This window comes from Sphaerisporangium sp. NPDC088356, from assembly GCF_040685555.1.
Taxonomy (GTDB): domain Bacteria; phylum Actinomycetota; class Actinomycetes; order Streptosporangiales; family Streptosporangiaceae; genus Sphaerisporangium.
In genome coordinates this window covers 18,379-31,998 of sequence record NZ_JBFBIK010000053.1, presented here as the reverse complement: position 1 = coordinate 31,998, position 13,620 = coordinate 18,379, and the positions used below count along the sequence as shown (strand labels likewise).

15 protein-coding genes are annotated in these 13,620 nt (G+C 70.4%); 8 read left to right on the top strand and 7 right to left on the bottom strand.

Features of this window, described 5'->3' with window-relative positions:
* Nucleotides 1–213 precede the first annotated feature (213 nt).
* The gene (locus AB0O34_RS20570) at nt 214–510 is read right to left on the bottom strand and encodes a hypothetical protein (RefSeq protein ID WP_363917498.1); all 297 of its coding nucleotides are present in this window, start codon (nt 508–510) and stop codon (nt 214–216) included.
* A 598-nt stretch (nt 511–1,108) separates the two neighbouring features.
* Here AB0O34_RS20570 and AB0O34_RS20565 point away from each other — a divergent pair.
* Nucleotides 1,109–1,672: a DUF3152 domain-containing protein gene (locus AB0O34_RS20565; protein WP_363917535.1), complete on the top strand. Its 564-nt coding sequence runs from the start codon at nt 1,109–1,111 to the stop codon at nt 1,670–1,672.
* An 81-nt stretch (nt 1,673–1,753) separates the two neighbouring features.
* On the opposite strand, the gene AB0O34_RS20560 is transcribed toward AB0O34_RS20565, so the two are convergent.
* Both AB0O34_RS20560 and AB0O34_RS20555 read right to left on the bottom strand, forming a co-directional pair.
* The gene (locus AB0O34_RS20560; RefSeq protein ID WP_363917496.1) at nt 1,754–3,376 is read right to left on the bottom strand and encodes an AMP-binding protein; all 1,623 of its coding nucleotides are present in this window, start codon (nt 3,374–3,376) and stop codon (nt 1,754–1,756) included.
* An 8-nt stretch (nt 3,377–3,384) separates the two neighbouring features.
* Nucleotides 3,385–4,095, bottom strand: coding sequence for a sulfotransferase family protein (locus AB0O34_RS20555; protein ID WP_363917494.1), 711 nt, complete (start codon nt 4,093–4,095; stop codon nt 3,385–3,387).
* Nucleotides 4,096–4,445: 350 nt separating this feature from the next.
* Between AB0O34_RS20555 and AB0O34_RS20550 the strand changes: the two genes are divergently transcribed.
* Nucleotides 4,446–6,389, top strand: a complete 1,944-nt coding sequence (locus tag AB0O34_RS20550) for a peptidoglycan recognition family protein (protein WP_363917492.1) — start codon at nt 4,446–4,448, stop codon at nt 6,387–6,389.
* A 7-nt stretch (nt 6,390–6,396) separates the two neighbouring features.
* On the opposite strand, the gene AB0O34_RS20545 is transcribed toward AB0O34_RS20550, so the two are convergent.
* The 3 genes from AB0O34_RS20545 to AB0O34_RS20535 form a co-directional block, all read right to left on the bottom strand.
* Nucleotides 6,397–6,531, bottom strand: coding sequence for a hypothetical protein (locus tag AB0O34_RS20545; protein WP_363917490.1), 135 nt, complete (start codon nt 6,529–6,531; stop codon nt 6,397–6,399).
* A 27-nt stretch (nt 6,532–6,558) separates the two neighbouring features.
* Entirely contained in the window at nt 6,559–7,947 is a 1,389-nt protein-coding gene (locus tag AB0O34_RS20540; protein ID WP_363917488.1) for a glycine--tRNA ligase, read from the bottom strand.
* A gap of 153 nt (nt 7,948–8,100) precedes the next feature.
* On the bottom strand, nt 8,101–8,394 hold the full coding sequence (locus tag AB0O34_RS20535) for an antibiotic biosynthesis monooxygenase family protein (RefSeq protein WP_363917486.1): 294 nt from the start codon (nt 8,392–8,394) through the stop codon (nt 8,101–8,103).
* A gap of 52 nt (nt 8,395–8,446) precedes the next feature.
* Between AB0O34_RS20535 and AB0O34_RS20530 the strand changes: the two genes are divergently transcribed.
* From AB0O34_RS20530 to AB0O34_RS20505, 6 genes are all read left to right on the top strand, one after another.
* Nucleotides 8,447–8,902, top strand: coding sequence for a DUF6703 family protein (locus AB0O34_RS20530; RefSeq protein ID WP_363917484.1), 456 nt, complete (start codon nt 8,447–8,449; stop codon nt 8,900–8,902).
* 61 nt (nt 8,903–8,963) lie between these two features.
* The gene (locus AB0O34_RS20525) at nt 8,964–9,938 is read left to right on the top strand and encodes a metal ABC transporter substrate-binding protein (RefSeq protein WP_363917482.1); all 975 of its coding nucleotides are present in this window, start codon (nt 8,964–8,966) and stop codon (nt 9,936–9,938) included.
* Nucleotides 9,939–10,006: 68 nt separating this feature from the next.
* Nucleotides 10,007–10,807, top strand: a complete 801-nt coding sequence (locus AB0O34_RS20520; RefSeq protein ID WP_363917533.1) for a metal ABC transporter ATP-binding protein — start codon at nt 10,007–10,009, stop codon at nt 10,805–10,807.
* Complete coding sequence (locus AB0O34_RS20515; RefSeq protein WP_363917480.1) at nt 10,804–11,637, top strand: metal ABC transporter permease; 834 nt, start codon at nt 10,804–10,806, stop codon at nt 11,635–11,637. The genes AB0O34_RS20520 and AB0O34_RS20515 overlap by 4 nt, the downstream gene beginning before the upstream one ends.
* Nucleotides 11,634–12,023 (top strand): Fur family transcriptional regulator, encoded by a 390-nt coding sequence (locus AB0O34_RS20510; protein ID WP_363917478.1) that lies wholly within the window; start codon nt 11,634–11,636, stop codon nt 12,021–12,023. Before AB0O34_RS20515 ends, AB0O34_RS20510 begins: the two co-directional genes overlap by 4 nt.
* A gap of 166 nt (nt 12,024–12,189) precedes the next feature.
* Nucleotides 12,190–12,738 (top strand): CGNR zinc finger domain-containing protein, encoded by a 549-nt coding sequence (locus tag AB0O34_RS20505; RefSeq protein ID WP_363917476.1) that lies wholly within the window; start codon nt 12,190–12,192, stop codon nt 12,736–12,738.
* 83 nt (nt 12,739–12,821) lie between these two features.
* Here the strand turns inward: AB0O34_RS20505 and AB0O34_RS20500 are convergent, their stop codons facing one another.
* A complete protein-coding gene (locus AB0O34_RS20500; RefSeq protein ID WP_363917474.1) occupies nt 12,822–13,595 on the bottom strand; it encodes an isoprenyl transferase in 774 nt (257 codons plus the stop codon).
* Between the last annotated feature and the right edge of the window lie 25 nt (nt 13,596–13,620).

Sequence of the window (13,620 nt, the reverse complement as noted above, 5' to 3'; positions counted from 1 at the left end):
AGGATGGAGAAAGTCGACGCCTGCGACCCGGCTCTCGGCCGAGCCCGCACTGGATCTTCGCGAGCTGCGCTCGCGGTAGCGCGGGACACCGCGGTGCGTGAGTGAGACAGACGTGTCGTCGGTCACCGCGCCGTGCCATCTGGCCGGGGGCGGGGGCATCGCTGCGCCCCGCCCCGTCGGATCGAGTGTGACCGGCTTACTGGGATGACGGTCTTACTGGTTGATGATCGGGGCGGGTGTGCCCTCGGGCTTGGGGACACGGATGGTGCTGGTCGGCTTGCCGCCGGCCTTGCGTGCGTCCGCGGTGATGTAGCAGTCGTAGTAGCAGTAGTAGGCGTCGCAGTAACGCAGGAAGCAGATCACGCCTCTCGCGTTGTCGGCCGATTGCGTGCACGTGGCCGCGGGCGACACCTTCGGCGATGCGGCCTGAGCTGTGGTCGCGGGGAACACAACGAACAGACCGGCTCCGGCGAGCACCACACTGGCCAGGGTTGTGCCGACATTACGCATGATTCCTCCTCGTTCCCGCCACTGCCTGGACACCCGCCAGGAGCAGTCGGCGAAGATCTTTGATCACTCCAACTTTGGCCACTTTAGGGCACCGATTCGTCACCTACGGTTATCGACCGAGGTCGGCGCGTCCCCCTGGCGAGGGTGAAGTGCGTGCTCGGCCGCCGCGATCGTGAGCCGGGGCGGCGAAGCCCGATGCGTGGCACGCGTCGTGGGGTCGTCCGCGCGGGGGGGCTGGCAGGGGGTCGAGGAGTGATCGTAATAGGCTTCGCTGTCGATGTCCCGCAACGTAACGCCCCAGATTCACGGCCCGAAAAGGCCCACCACGCTTCTGCTCGCATGTGCCGCCGGAGTGGCGGTCATGATCGGTGGCAGCGCCCTCGTCCTTGACAGTGCGACGGGGTCTTCCGCCCAAAGCACCCCGTACGGTTCGTCTGCTCCCAGCGGCCACCTGGAGGGGACGTCCTCGGCTCTCGCGGCACCCCGGCCGTCACCCGAACCGGGGCCCGAGACGAAATCACGCACGGAACCCGAAGACGATTCCGGAACTTCGAAGAAGCACCTCCCGGGCAAGCGGCGCCAGCCACCACTGGTACAGGTGCCGCAGGCCGCGAAGAGCCGTTACTCCGTGGTCCCGGGGGTCGCCCGGCCACCGAAGAGCCACGGGAAAGTGATCCGGTACATGGTGGAGGTCGAGAAGGGCCTTCCCTTCAAGGCGAGTGAGTTCGCGGCCGCGGTGCACCGGACCCTCAATGACCCGCGTAGCTGGGGATCCGGCGGCAGGATGCGTTTCAAGCGCGTCGATCACGGGCCCGTGCGGTTCCGCGTGGCGCTGTCCAGTCCCGCGATGACGAACGCGCGCTGCCTGCCGATGCGCACGTACGGCGAGCTTTCCTGCTGGAACGGCCGGCAGGCGGTCATCAACGCGAAGCGGTGGGGCCAGGGTGTCCCGGGGTACCGCGGCGACCTGGCCTCCTACCGGGAGTACGTGATCAACCACGAGGTGGGGCACGCGCTCGGGCACGGCCATGAGTTCTGCCACGGTGCCGGCAGGCGGGCTCCGGTGATGGCGCAGCAGACGATATCCCTCCAACGCTGCCGTCCCAACGCATGGCCCTTCAGAAACGCCGAAACCCCTGCGGACAACTCAGCCGATCGCTGAGCCGACCGGCTCGGGCAGGTGCGCCGACACACCGCTGACTGGGCGATCATCCGCATACCGCCAGGCCGGCTTGGTTCGTGGTCAGGCCTCGGTGGGTGTTCGGAGGTGGTCGCGGAGTTTGTTCTTCATGACTTTGCCCAGAGGGTTGCGCGGTAGGGCGTTGACGCAGGTGAGGTGGGTGGGGAGGTACCACTCGGTCATACCGCGCTGGAGGAGGTGGGCTCGCAGGCCGTCCAGAGTGGGCGGGGTGCCTTCGGGGACGACGACGGCGCACACCATCTCCACACCGTCGGCGTTCTGCCATCCGACGATGGCGACGTCGGCGACGGCCGGGTGTCCAAGCAGTTCGTCCTCGACCTCCAGGACCGGGATCGGGTGCGGGCTGCCGATGCGGTCGGCGACCCTGGACAGGTAGCGCAGGCCGCCACGCCCGTCCTCCCCGACGAGGTCGCCGGTGTCGTACCAACCACCGGTGGTGTCCGGGGCCCACGTCAGCCGGCCGCTGCTGAGCTCGAAGGTCCCCACGCACACCGATGGACCCCGTACCTGCAACCGGAACACCGTGCCGCCCGCCTCGTGGTCGCCGGAATCCGGGGTGTCGGGGAGGAGGCGGGCTTCGCGCCCTTGGGTGGGGCGGCCGATGCTCTGGCCGGGCCAGTCCGGCGGGTCGTCGACGGCCGTCAAGGTGAGCCCGCCGGTCTCCGTCATGCCGAAGCCGTTGACCAGGCGCGGGCAGAGCAGTTCCCTGAGCGGAGCGACGAGCGAGGCGGGCAGTGGAGCGCCGGTGCTGGTCACCACGCAAAGGTCGGGCAGTGGACGGCGTCGCCGCCGCTGCGCTCGGACCAGGTTGCCCAGCATCTGCGGCGCCCCGAGGAAATGGGTGACGTGGTGCCGTGCCAGAAGGTCCAGCCAGATCTCCGGGTCGCGCGTGTCGGCGAACACGGAAGTGCATCGCGCCACCAAGGGCGTGAGCACGTTGGTCCGCATCCCCACCGAATGCGTCAGATCGGCCGGTGTGGCCACCCTCGGATCGCGCACATCGCGTAGAGCTCCCTGCCTCGCCCGGGTGGACGCGTACTGCGTGTTGGGGGTGTGCAGCACGCCCTTGGCCTCCCCCGTCGTCCCGGAGGTGAACAGCACCAGGGACACCTCGTCGCTTCCTCCGTCCCCGGCTCGCGAGAGGGGTGTACGCGGAGCGCGGGAGCCCGCGAGGAGGTCGGTGAAGGGGATCGCCCTGGTCGTGCGGGAGTCGCCGAGGGCCAGATGCACGGCGAGTCGGTCGTCCCGGTGGTCGACGGTGACGCGGACGGTCGCTCGCGTGCCGGCGAGTACGCGTTCCACCTCGCGCGTCCCCAGCGTCATCATCATCGGCACGGCGACCGCACCGGCGTCCAGGCAGGCGAGGGTCAGCGCCGCGGTCTCCCACCAGTTGGGAAGCTGGAAGGCGACCGCGTCACCGGGGCGCACCCCGAGCTCGCGCAGCCCCGACGACAGGCGGCCGACGTACTCGGCCAGCTCGCCGAAGGTCACGGTGACCTCGCGTCCCTCGTCACGGCGCCAGTTGACGAACGCCGTGCGGCCGGGGACCGCGGACGCCGCGTCGCGGAGGTCGTCGACGAACGACTCCCGGCGCCACCACCCCTGCGCGTAGTACGTCTCCGCCATCGCCGCCGGCACCCGCCGCGCGCCGGCCAGGGAACGCATCCCCCCGTTCACCGGACCGCCGTGTGGCCGCCGGCCTCGGGTGAGCGCAGGGTCAGTACCCGTCTGCGACGCCGGGCCGCCATGTGCTGGAACGCGGCCGTGTCGTTCAGGTGGGGGAACGGCTCGTCCGGTACGGGGACCTGGAGGAAGTCGCACAGCGGCTCCCAGCCCTGGCCCACCTCGTACACCAGCAGCCGGTCGGCGGGCACCTCGGCCAGCACGTGGGCGGTATGCCACTCGAAGACGCCCATCGCGTAGTCGGGGTCGCCGAACCGGGCCCCGAAGGTGCCCTCCCAGATCACCCTCTCGCACATGCGGCGGCGGCAACGAAGCCCCCGGCAGACCCCGTCCTCCAGCCGCATCAGCATCCCGGGCCATCCCGGCTGCCGGTGGCTGGACCGGTAGATCGTGTCGCGCACGCTCGCGTACCACCTGCCGGTGTCTCGCACGGTGAGGATCACCCGTGCTTCCTGGTACACGTCCAGCAGTTCCCGCCAGAAGTAGCACGACGGCCAGTCGACGGTCGCGTGGTATCCGCCCAGCAGCTCTTCCCATGCCACCTGTTCGCCTAGTGCCGCCGCCTCCCAGGCCCTGATCCGGTCGACGTCCCCGTCGAGAGAGGACATGTGGTGACATGGCCCATGGCCGAGGAGTTCCAGGGCCGCCTTGAGCGAGTACGTGCCGGTCCGGCCCATGCCGGCCCCGATGACTTCCAGCATGCGTTCCCCCTGTGTGGAACGGCGTTTCCGCGCGCCTGGCGGGGACTCAGTGATCGCGCACCTGATCGTTGGCGATGCGAGGGGCGACTTCCGCACCCCCACTCATCCTTACACGGCGGGAAGCGGCTCCCCGAGGCCGGGGATCGACCCCCAAGGCTCGGCAATACTGCTTGACACGCCGTATTACAAGAATGGGATCGCACCGCAAGATCCCGTATGGTGACCGTCGTGATCCCGGGCTTCATCTTCCGCGCGGACCCGCTGAAGTCGCGACGTGTAGACGGGCACTTCGAGCGGCAGGCGGCGACCGTACGGGAGGAGCTCGCGCTCTGAGTGAGAAAGGGTCCCAGATGCGCAGAACGCTCGCGGTCACCGCTTCTCTGGCGGCGACCTTGCTTGTCACCCTTCCCCCTGCCCACGCCGATCCGGCCGGCGCCCAGCCCTCTCGCCAGGAGGCCTACCGGTCGGCCGCCGTCAAGTACGGCGTGCCCGAGAACGTCCTGCTCGGCGTGTCCTACCTGGAGTCCAGGTGGGACACCAACCAGGGCCTTCCCAGCGTCACGGCCGGGTACGGGCCGATGCACCTGACCGACGCGCGTACGGCCCTCGCGGGGAGCCTCCCCCATCACAGCGAGGGCGCGGAGGACCCGCGCGGCGACGACGCGAGGCCGCCGAAGCCCCCCACGACCTCCGCTCCCGCGCAACCGGCCGAGGCGGGGTCGCAGACGATCGACGAGGCCGCCCGGCTCACGGGGCTCCCCTCGGAACAACTGGTCAGGGACCCGAGCACCAACCTGCTCGGCGGAGCGGCCCTGCTCGCCGAGTACCAGAAGGAGCTGAAGATCCCGGCGAGCTCCGATCCGGCCGACTGGTACGGCGCGGTGGCGCGCTACTCGGGGGCGCCGGACGCCGACACCGCCCGGCAGTTCGCCGACGAGGTGTTCTCCATCCTCGAAGAGGGCGTGAGCAGGGTCACCGACGACGGCCAGCAGGTTTCGCTGCCCGCCTCACCGGAGATCGCTCCGCGAATGGAGCAAGTGGACCGCCTGGGACTGCGCGAGGCCGGGAGCAAGAGCGCCGAGTGCCCGAAGAAGCTCGCGTGCGAATGGTTCCCCGCGCCCTACCAGAAGCTGGGGGACGCGCCCGGCGACTACGGCAACCACGACCTGTCCAACCGGCCGCGCAACCAGCGGATCGACTACATCGTCATCCACGACACCGAGGAGACCTACGACAGGACCCTCAAGCTCGTGGCCGATCCGACGTACGTGAGCTGGCACTACACGATCCGCTCGGCCGACGGCCACATCGCCCAGCACGTGCGGACCAAGGACGTCGCCTGGCACGCCGGCAACTGGTACGTCAACGCCAAGTCGATCGGCATCGAACACGAGGGCCTCCTGGCGAAGGGCGGATCCTGGTACACCGAGGCGATGTACCGCAGCTCGGCCCGGCTGGTGCGCTACCTCGCCAAGCGGTACGACATCCCGCTGGACCGCGCGCACATCCTCGGCCACGACAACGTTCCGGGCACCATTCCGGGGAACGTGGCCACCATGCACGTCGACCCGGGGCCGTACTGGGACTGGGGGCACTACTTCGAGCTGATGCGCCACCCGTTCACCTCCACGGGCGGCGCGCACGGCGGCCTGGTGACGATCAGGACGAACTACGCCCGCTACCAGCCGCGCTACACCGGCTGCGACAAGGTCGGCGCGGACTGCCCGCCGCACGGTTCCGCGTCGGTCTGGTTGCACACCGAGCCGAGCGAGGACGCGCCGCTGGTGAAGGACATCGGGCGCAGGCCCGGCGGGGAGTCGACGTACGACGTCTCCGACCACGGCGCCAGGGCGACCACGGGCCAGCAGTACGCGCTCGCGGGCAGGCAGGGCGACTGGACGGCCATCTGGTACCTCGGCCAGCTCGCGTGGTTCCGCAACCCGCACGACCACCCCACTGCCGTCAACGCCACGGGGCTGGTCGTCACGCCCAAGCCCGGGACGGGGGACGTACCGGTGTACGGCAGGGCCTATCCGGAGCCCGAGGCGTACCCGAAGGGCGTGCCCGTCCAGGCGATCGTCCCCCTGCAGTACTCGATCCCGCAGGGCCAGCGGTACTCCGTGGGCCTGGCGACGCGCGGCGAGTACTACTACGCGGTGACCTTCGACCGGGCCACCCACACGGTGGTCAGGGGCCGCACGCTGTACTACCAGATCCAGCTCGGCCACCGGGTCGCGTTCGTCAAGGCCGACGACGTCAACATCGCCCCGTCGTCGCTCGGCGCACCCCGCTGAGGCCCGCTCAGTGGCCGGGGAGGATGCCCCCGATTCCCGTGCCGGTGTGCGGGCCGCCGGTGGTGGCCCGCAGACCGGTGAGGCTTTCCGCGAGGACGAGCGCGAGACGGGACGAGACGCCGACGGCGCCCGGCCCCATCACAGGGGCGGGCGCCGCCGGAAGAACGGCTCAGTCGTTGAGGTGCTGGCGGAGGTAGGCGTCGACCTGGTCGAGGGCGATGCGCTTCTGGGCCATGGAGTCGCGCTCGCGGATCGTCACGGCCTGGTCGTCGAGGGTGTCGAAGTCGACCGTGATGCAGAACGGCGTGCCGATCTCGTCCTGGCGGCGGTAGCGGCGGCCGATCGCCCCGGCGTCGTCGAACTCGACGTTCCAGCGGCGGCGGAGCTGGGCGGCGAGGTCGCGAGCCTTGGGCGAGAGGTCGGAGTTGCGCGACAGGGGCAGCACGGCGGCCTTGACCGGCGCGAGCCTGTGGTCGAGCCGCATGACCGTGCGCTGCTCCATGACGCCCTTGGCGTTGGGCGCCTCATCGACGGTGTAGGCGTCCATCATGAAGGTGAGCGTGCAGCGGTCGACGCCGGCGGCCGGCTCGATGACGTACGGCACGTAGCGCTCGCCGGAGTCCTGCTCGAAGAACGACAGGTCGGTGCCGGAGGCCGCCGCGTGCGTGGTGAGGTCGAAGTCGGTGCGGTTGGCCACGCCCTCCAGCTCACCCCACTCGGAGCCGGTGAAGTTGAAGCGGTACTCGACGTCGACGGTGCGCTTGGAGTAGTGCGACAGCTTGTCCTTCGGGTGCTCGTACAGCCGGAGGTTGTCGCGGTTGATGCCGAGGTCGACATACCACTGGAAACGCTCGTCGATCCAGTACTGGTGCCACTCCTCGTCGCTGCCCGGCTTGACGAAGAACTCCATCTCCATCTGCTCGAACTCGCGGGTGCGGAAGATGAAGTTGCCCGGGGTGATCTCGTTGCGGAACGACTTGCCGATCTGGCCGATGCCGAACGGGATCTTCTTGCGGGACGACTGCTGCACGTTGAGGTAGTTGATGAAGATGCCCTGCGCGGTCTCGGGCCGGAGATAGGCCAGGCCTGACTCGTCCTCGACGGCGCCGAGGTAGGTCTTGAGCAGGCCGTTGAACATGCGGGGGGCGGTGAAGGCGCCCTTGGTGCCGCAGCTCGGGCAGGTCAGGTCGGCCAGGCCGTTCTCGGGGGCCTTGCCGCCGTGCTTCTCGGCGTAGGCCTCTTCGAGGTGGTCGGCGCGGTAGCGCTTGTGGCAGGACTGGCACTCGGTCAGCGGGTCGACGAACTCCCTGACGTGGCCGCTGGCCTCCCACACCTCGCGGGCGAGGATCACCGAGGAGTCGAGGCCGACGACGTCGTCGCGGCCCTGGACCATGGACTTCCACCACTCGCGCTTGACGTTGTTCTTGAGCTCGACGCCGAGCGGACCGTAGTCCCAGGACGCGCGCAGACCTCCGTAGATCTCGCTCGACGGGTAAACGAGCCCGCGGCGTTTGGCGAGGCTGACGATCGTGTCCATGATGTCGGTACGGCGGGCCATCAAGAATCTCCATCCGGCTGGCGGTCGGGGTTGGGTTTATCGATCAGAGGGCGCGTCACCTGCCCGATCACCCCCAGCTTAGGGGAACCGGTGACGCGACCCGCCCACAAACGGCTCTGAGCGCCCTGCCGCTTCGGGCATCGGGCGCGCGGTTCAAGGTTTGCTGACCAGAACCTCGAACGCGCTTGGCTCATTGATCATCAGTGTCATCAGCGGATACATCTCCATACGCGCGGCCGACAGAGCGCGGCGGTAGAACCCGGCGCCCTCCCACTCGCTCACGACCGCCCACAGATCGGGCTCGTCGACGGATCTTCCGACGTGCCCGCCGAGGTACCCGGTCTGGGCGGCCAGCGTGTCGAGGATCGACGTGGCCTTCTCGACGAACTCGTCGGCCCGCGCGCCGGGCACGGAGTACCTGATGAGGGCAAGCATGCCGTTCAGCATGCCAGTACACATAGGGTGCCGTGACGAAGCCCTCCGACGTTAGGCTCGAAGCGTGGCCGAAAAGCACGATCCCAGCGACTCCTCGCCGTCCTCGCCCTCCTCGCCGAAGCGCGGCGTGCCCGACCATCCGCTGGCGCAGCGCGGGAGGCCCACCGGCCGTACGGGCGCCGGTCGCACGGCGGCGCGGCCCCTCCCCCGTGGCGAGCACTTCCTCACGCCGGGCGCGACGGGGTTTCGCCGCACGGTGGAGCAGAAGAGCGCGGCCCCGCTGGTCTTCCTGTACGGGCTGCCGCGCTGGCTGATCCCGGTCGTCCTGGTGATCCTGCTGCTGGTGGGGTTCGCCGTGCCCGACTGGCGTGGCGGCATCGCGGTTCTGCCGGTGCTGGGCTTCGTGGGCTGGCTGGCGTACATGTCGTGGCCGTCGCTGGGCACGGGGGCCAGGATCCTGCGCGTCGCGCTCGCCACGTTCCTGATCGTCGTCGCGGCCGACCGTTTCGGGCTGTTCTGAGGGGCGCAATCCTCCCCGATTTTGACAACGGTTTTCATTCTGGAGCATACTCGGGCGTGTGATGCCCTTTTCGTCCGGATACAACCGGCGCAAGCCGTCCAGATACCGGCGCCCGCGCGCCGTCGCCGTCCTCCTCGGCGCGGGGGCGCTGCTCACCGCGACCGCGTGCTCGGCGGGCACCGAAGCCTCGGCGGACGAGCGGGGCACGGGCAAGCCGAGGGTTCTGGCCGCCTTCTATCCCCTTGAGTGGATCTCCACCCGCGTGGGCGGACCGGACATCACGGTGACCGGCCTGACCCAGCCGGGCGTCGAGCCGCACGATCTGGAGCTGACCCCGCGCCAGATCGCCGAGATCGAGCGGGCCGACCTGGTCGTGTACATCAAGGGGGTCCAGCCGGCCGTCGACGAAGCCGTCCAGGAGCACGCCAAGGACAGGGCCTTCGACGCGGCCTCCACGATCACCACGCTGCCGGCCGGCGCCGTTCAGCGGTTCCAGGAGGGCGCGGACGCCCACGAGCGGCTCAACTACGACCCGCACGTGTGGCTCGACCCGAGCAGGCTCGCCACCACGGTCACCGAGCTGGGCAAGCGGCTGGGCCGGGACGACGCCGCGCACGCCGCCGCGTACACCGGCCGGGCCGCGTCGGCGGCCGGGGACCTCGGCACCCTGGACAAGGACTTCCAGCAGGGGCTGACCACGTGCTCCAGCCGCACGATCGTGACCGGCCACGCCGCCTTCGGCTACCTGGCCGACCGCTACAAGCTCAAGCAGGTGGGCATCAGCGGCCTCGACCCGGACGCGGAACCCTCCCCCGCGCGCCTGGCCGAGGTGGCCGGGGTCGCCCGGCAGGAGCGAGTGACTACCATTTTCACCGAGGAACTCGTCAGCCCCAAGGTCGCCGAAGTCCTCGCCAAGGAGGTCGGCGCCAAGACGGCGGTTCTCAACCCGATCGAGAGCCGTCCCCCGGCGGGGGACTACCTGTCCGCCGCGCGCACGAACCTCTCCGCTCTCCGCACCGCACTTGGATGCTCATGACGCGATCAGCACAGGCGACCGGCGTGGCCCCGCAGCAGTCACCGGGAGCCGCGCCCGTCGCGTTCGCAATGGCGGCCGGCCATGTCAGCCTCGACGGGCGGCCCGTGCTGCGCGGCATCGACCTGCGGATCGAGGCGGGCGAGGTGGTCGCCGTCCTCGGCGCCAACGGCTCGGGCAAGTCCACGCTCATCCGGGCCCTTCTCGGCCTGACGCCGCTGTCGTCCGGTTCCGCCGAGCTGTACGGCGTGCCGCCCGGCCGGTTCCGCGACTGGTGGCGCATCGGTTACGTGCCGCAGCGCCTCTCGGTCGGCGGAGGGGTGCCGGCCACCGTCCGCGAGGTGGTGGGTTCCGGCCGCGTGGCCCGGCAGCGGCGCCTGCGCCGTACGAGCGCCGCCGACGTGGCGGCGGTCGCCAGGGCGCTCGACGCCGTGGGCCTCACCGGACGGGCCGGCGACCCCGTGGGGTGGCTCTCCGGAGGCCAGCAGCAGCGGGTGCTCATCGCCCGCGCGCTGGCGGGCGAGCCCGACACGTTCGTCATGGACGAGCCGACCGCCGGCGTGGACGCCGAGAGCCAGCGGCACCTGGCCGCCACGCTCGCGACGCTGGTCGAGCAGGGCAAGACCGTGCTGCTGGTGGCCCACGAGCTGGGGCCGATGGCGCCGCTGATCACGCGGTCGGTCGTCCTGCGCGACGGCCGCGTCCTGCACGACGGCGCGCCCCCCGGCGGGCCCGGCCATCATCCTGACGGCGCCGTCCACGACGGCGTGCCGGACGCGGCCGGCTGCCACCCGCATCCGGGCCACGAGCAGGCCCGTCCCCACGCCTACGACGTCGCCGGCGGACCGATGAGCCCGGGGGCCACGCAGTGATCGAGATGTTCGAGTACGACTTCATGTGGCGTGCGCTGATCGCCGCGCTGCTCGTGGGCCTGGCCGCTCCCGCCGTGGGCACCTTCATCGTCCAGCGGCGGCTCGCCCTGCTCGGCGACGGCATCGGCCACGTGGCGCTGACCGGCGTGGCGCTCGGCTTCCTCACCGGCACCGCGCCCGTGCTCACCGCCGTCCTGGTCGCGGTGCTCGGGGCGGTCGCCATCGAGCTGGTCCGCGCGCGCGGCCGTACGACCGGGGACGTCGCGCTCGCGCTGCTGTTCTACGGAGGCATCGCGGGCGGCGTGCTGCTCATCGGGCTCGCCCCCGGCGGCAGCAACTCCACGCTCACGTCCTACCTGTTCGGCTCGATCAGCAGCGTCACCTCCCAGGACGTGTGGGTCATCGCGGTGCTGGCGGCCTTCGTGCTGGGCGTGGTGGTGATCTTCGGGCGCGAGCTGTTCGTGCTCTGCCAGGACGAGGAGGTCGCCAAGGTCAACGGGCTCCCGGTGCGCTTCCTGAGCCTGCTCATCGCGGTGACGGCCGCGCTCACCGTCGTGATCGCGATGCGCGTGGTCGGGTTGCTGCTGGTCAGCGCCTTGATGGTGGTGCCGGTGGCCACCAGCCAGCAGGTGACGCGTGGCTTCGTCACGACCATGCTGCTCGCCATGGTGCTCGGTGTGGTGGCGACGGTCGGGGGGCTCACGTCCGCGTTCTACGCGAGCGTCGCGCCGGGGGCGGCGATCGTTCTCCTCGCGCTTTTGGGCTTCGTCCTGGCCTTGGGTGTGGGTAAATTCGTACGGCGAGGTCGTACACAGGAGTGCAGTCGATGACGAACCGCCGAGACGCCGTGCGGGACATCCTCGTCCACAGTGAGGGTTTCCGGAGCGCGCAGGACATCTACGCCCAGATGCGTTCCGATGGCGCCAAGATCGGGCTCACCACCGTGTACCGCGCCCTGCAGGCGCTGGCCGACGCCGGCCAGATCGACGTGCTGCGCACCGACGACGGCGAGTCGGTCTACCGTGCCTGCGCCACCGGCACCCACCACCATCACCTGGTCTGCCGCCGCTGCGGCCGCACGGTCGAGGTGGCCGGGCCCGCCGTGGAGCGCTGGGCGGAGGCCGTGGGCGCCGAGCACGGCTTCACGGCGATCACGCACACCGTGGAGGTCTTCGGCACCTGCCCGTCCTGCTCGGCCATCGCCTCGGCGGGCTGATCGCCGCTCCCCCCGCGTCCGCCGTCTCGCACGTCTCTCCTTGGAGCAATCTTGTACGGGCGCGCGAACCGGATACGCTTCCGGGACGGAAGGCCGGAACGCGAGCGGCACCCGTGCCACGCCGGCGACCATGCCACTGCCCGCACCTCGTCCAACGGGAGAGACCATGCCATTCAGCCATGACATGGTGTGCTCGCTCGCCGCCGTGGCCGACCTGATCAACACCGCGCCCGAGACGGGCGGCCCGGACGGCCTGACCGGCACCGAAGATCTCGACGCGTTCGTCAAGCGCCACGAGATGAGCGGCATCGAGGTGGTCGGCGCGGCCGACCTGGAGCAGGTGCGCGCCCTGCGCACGACGTTCCACGAGGTCTTCACCGCTCCGGACTCGGCCACAGCGGTCACCCGGCTGAACGTCCTGCTCGACCGCACCCAGATCACCGCCCGGCTGACCGAGCACGACGGTTTCCCGCTGCACGTCCACTACTTCGCCCCGGGGGCGTCGGTGGCCGAGCACCTGGCCGCCGACTGCGGCGTGGCGCTGGCCCACCTGCTGGTCGAGGGCGAGTGGGAACGGCTGCGCACCTGCTCCGCGCCCGACTGCGACAGGGTCTTCGTGGACGAGTCCCGCAACCGCTCGCGGGTCTACTGCGACAGCCGCACCTGCGGCAACCGCATGCACGTCGCCGCCTACCGCGCCCGCCGCAAGGCCTGAGTCGCGAGGACTGCCTCACCCTCCGCGCCGGCCCGGACGCCAGGACCCTGCCGCACCAGGGCTCAGCCGGGCCGTCCGAGGGGTCAGAGCTGGTTGGGGAGGGCTCCGCCGTATCTGCGGTCGCGCTTGGCGAAGACCTCGCAGGCCTGCCAGAGGTCGCGGCGGTCGAAGTCGGGCCAGAGCTGGTTGAGGAAGACCATCTCGGCGTACGCCGACTGCCAGAGCAGGAAGTTGGAGGTGCGCTGCTCGCCGGAGGACCGTACGAACAGGTCGACGTCGGGGATGTCGGGCTCGTCGAGGTAGCGGGCGAAGGTGCGCTCGGAGACCTTGTCGGCCCTGACCCGGCCGGCGGCGATGTCCTGCGCCAGCTTCACGGCGGCGTCGACGATCTCGGCCCGGCCTCCGTAGTTCACGCAGAACTGCAGGGTCAGCGTGCGGTTGTCCCGGGTCATCTCCTCGGCGTCCTGGAGCTCCTTGATGACGCTCTTCCACAGCCGGCCCGGACGCCCGGCCCAGCGCACCCGGACGCCCATGGCGTGCAGCTCGTCGCGGCGGCGGCGGATCACGTCGCGGTTGAAGCCCATCAGGAACCGCACCTCGTCGGGGGACCGGCGCCAGTTCTCGGTGGAGAAGGCGTAGGCCGACAGGTTGGGGATGCCGAGCTCGATGGCCCCCTCGATCACGTCGAACAGCGAGGCCTCGCCCGCCTTGTGGCCCTCGGTCCTCGCGAGCCCGCGCGCTTTCGCCCAGCGCCCGTTGCCGTCCATGACGATCGCCACGTGCCGGGGGACCAGCTCGCGCGGGATCGGGGGCGGGACTGCCCCGGAGGGATGTGGGGTGGGCGGGCGGACGTTCACGGTGTGCTTCTCCTGTGCGTGTCTG

Excerpts from the sequence above, each read along its gene's own strand:
- AB0O34_RS20570 (WP_363917498.1), bottom strand. The coding sequence starts at position 510 with ATGCGTAATGTCGGCACAACCCTGGCCAGTGTGGTGCTCGCCGGAGCC.
- AB0O34_RS20560 (WP_363917496.1), bottom strand. The coding sequence starts at position 3,376 with ATGCGTTCCCTGGCCGGCGCGCGGCGGGTGCCGGCGGCGATGGCGGAG.
- AB0O34_RS20555 (WP_363917494.1), bottom strand. The coding sequence starts at position 4,095 with ATGCTGGAAGTCATCGGGGCCGGCATGGGCCGGACCGGCACGTACTCG.
- AB0O34_RS20550 (WP_363917492.1), top strand. The coding sequence starts at position 4,446 with ATGCGCAGAACGCTCGCGGTCACCGCTTCTCTGGCGGCGACCTTGCTT.
- AB0O34_RS20540 (WP_363917488.1), bottom strand. The coding sequence starts at position 7,947 with ATGGCCCGCCGTACCGACATCATGGACACGATCGTCAGCCTCGCCAAA.
- AB0O34_RS20535 (WP_363917486.1), bottom strand. The coding sequence starts at position 8,394 with ATGCTGAACGGCATGCTTGCCCTCATCAGGTACTCCGTGCCCGGCGCG.
- AB0O34_RS20525 (WP_363917482.1), top strand. The coding sequence starts at position 8,964 with ATGCCCTTTTCGTCCGGATACAACCGGCGCAAGCCGTCCAGATACCGG.
- AB0O34_RS20520 (WP_363917533.1), top strand. The coding sequence starts at position 10,007 with ATGGCGGCCGGCCATGTCAGCCTCGACGGGCGGCCCGTGCTGCGCGGC.
- AB0O34_RS20510 (WP_363917478.1), top strand. The coding sequence starts at position 11,634 with ATGACGAACCGCCGAGACGCCGTGCGGGACATCCTCGTCCACAGTGAG.
- AB0O34_RS20505 (WP_363917476.1), top strand. The coding sequence starts at position 12,190 with ATGCCATTCAGCCATGACATGGTGTGCTCGCTCGCCGCCGTGGCCGAC.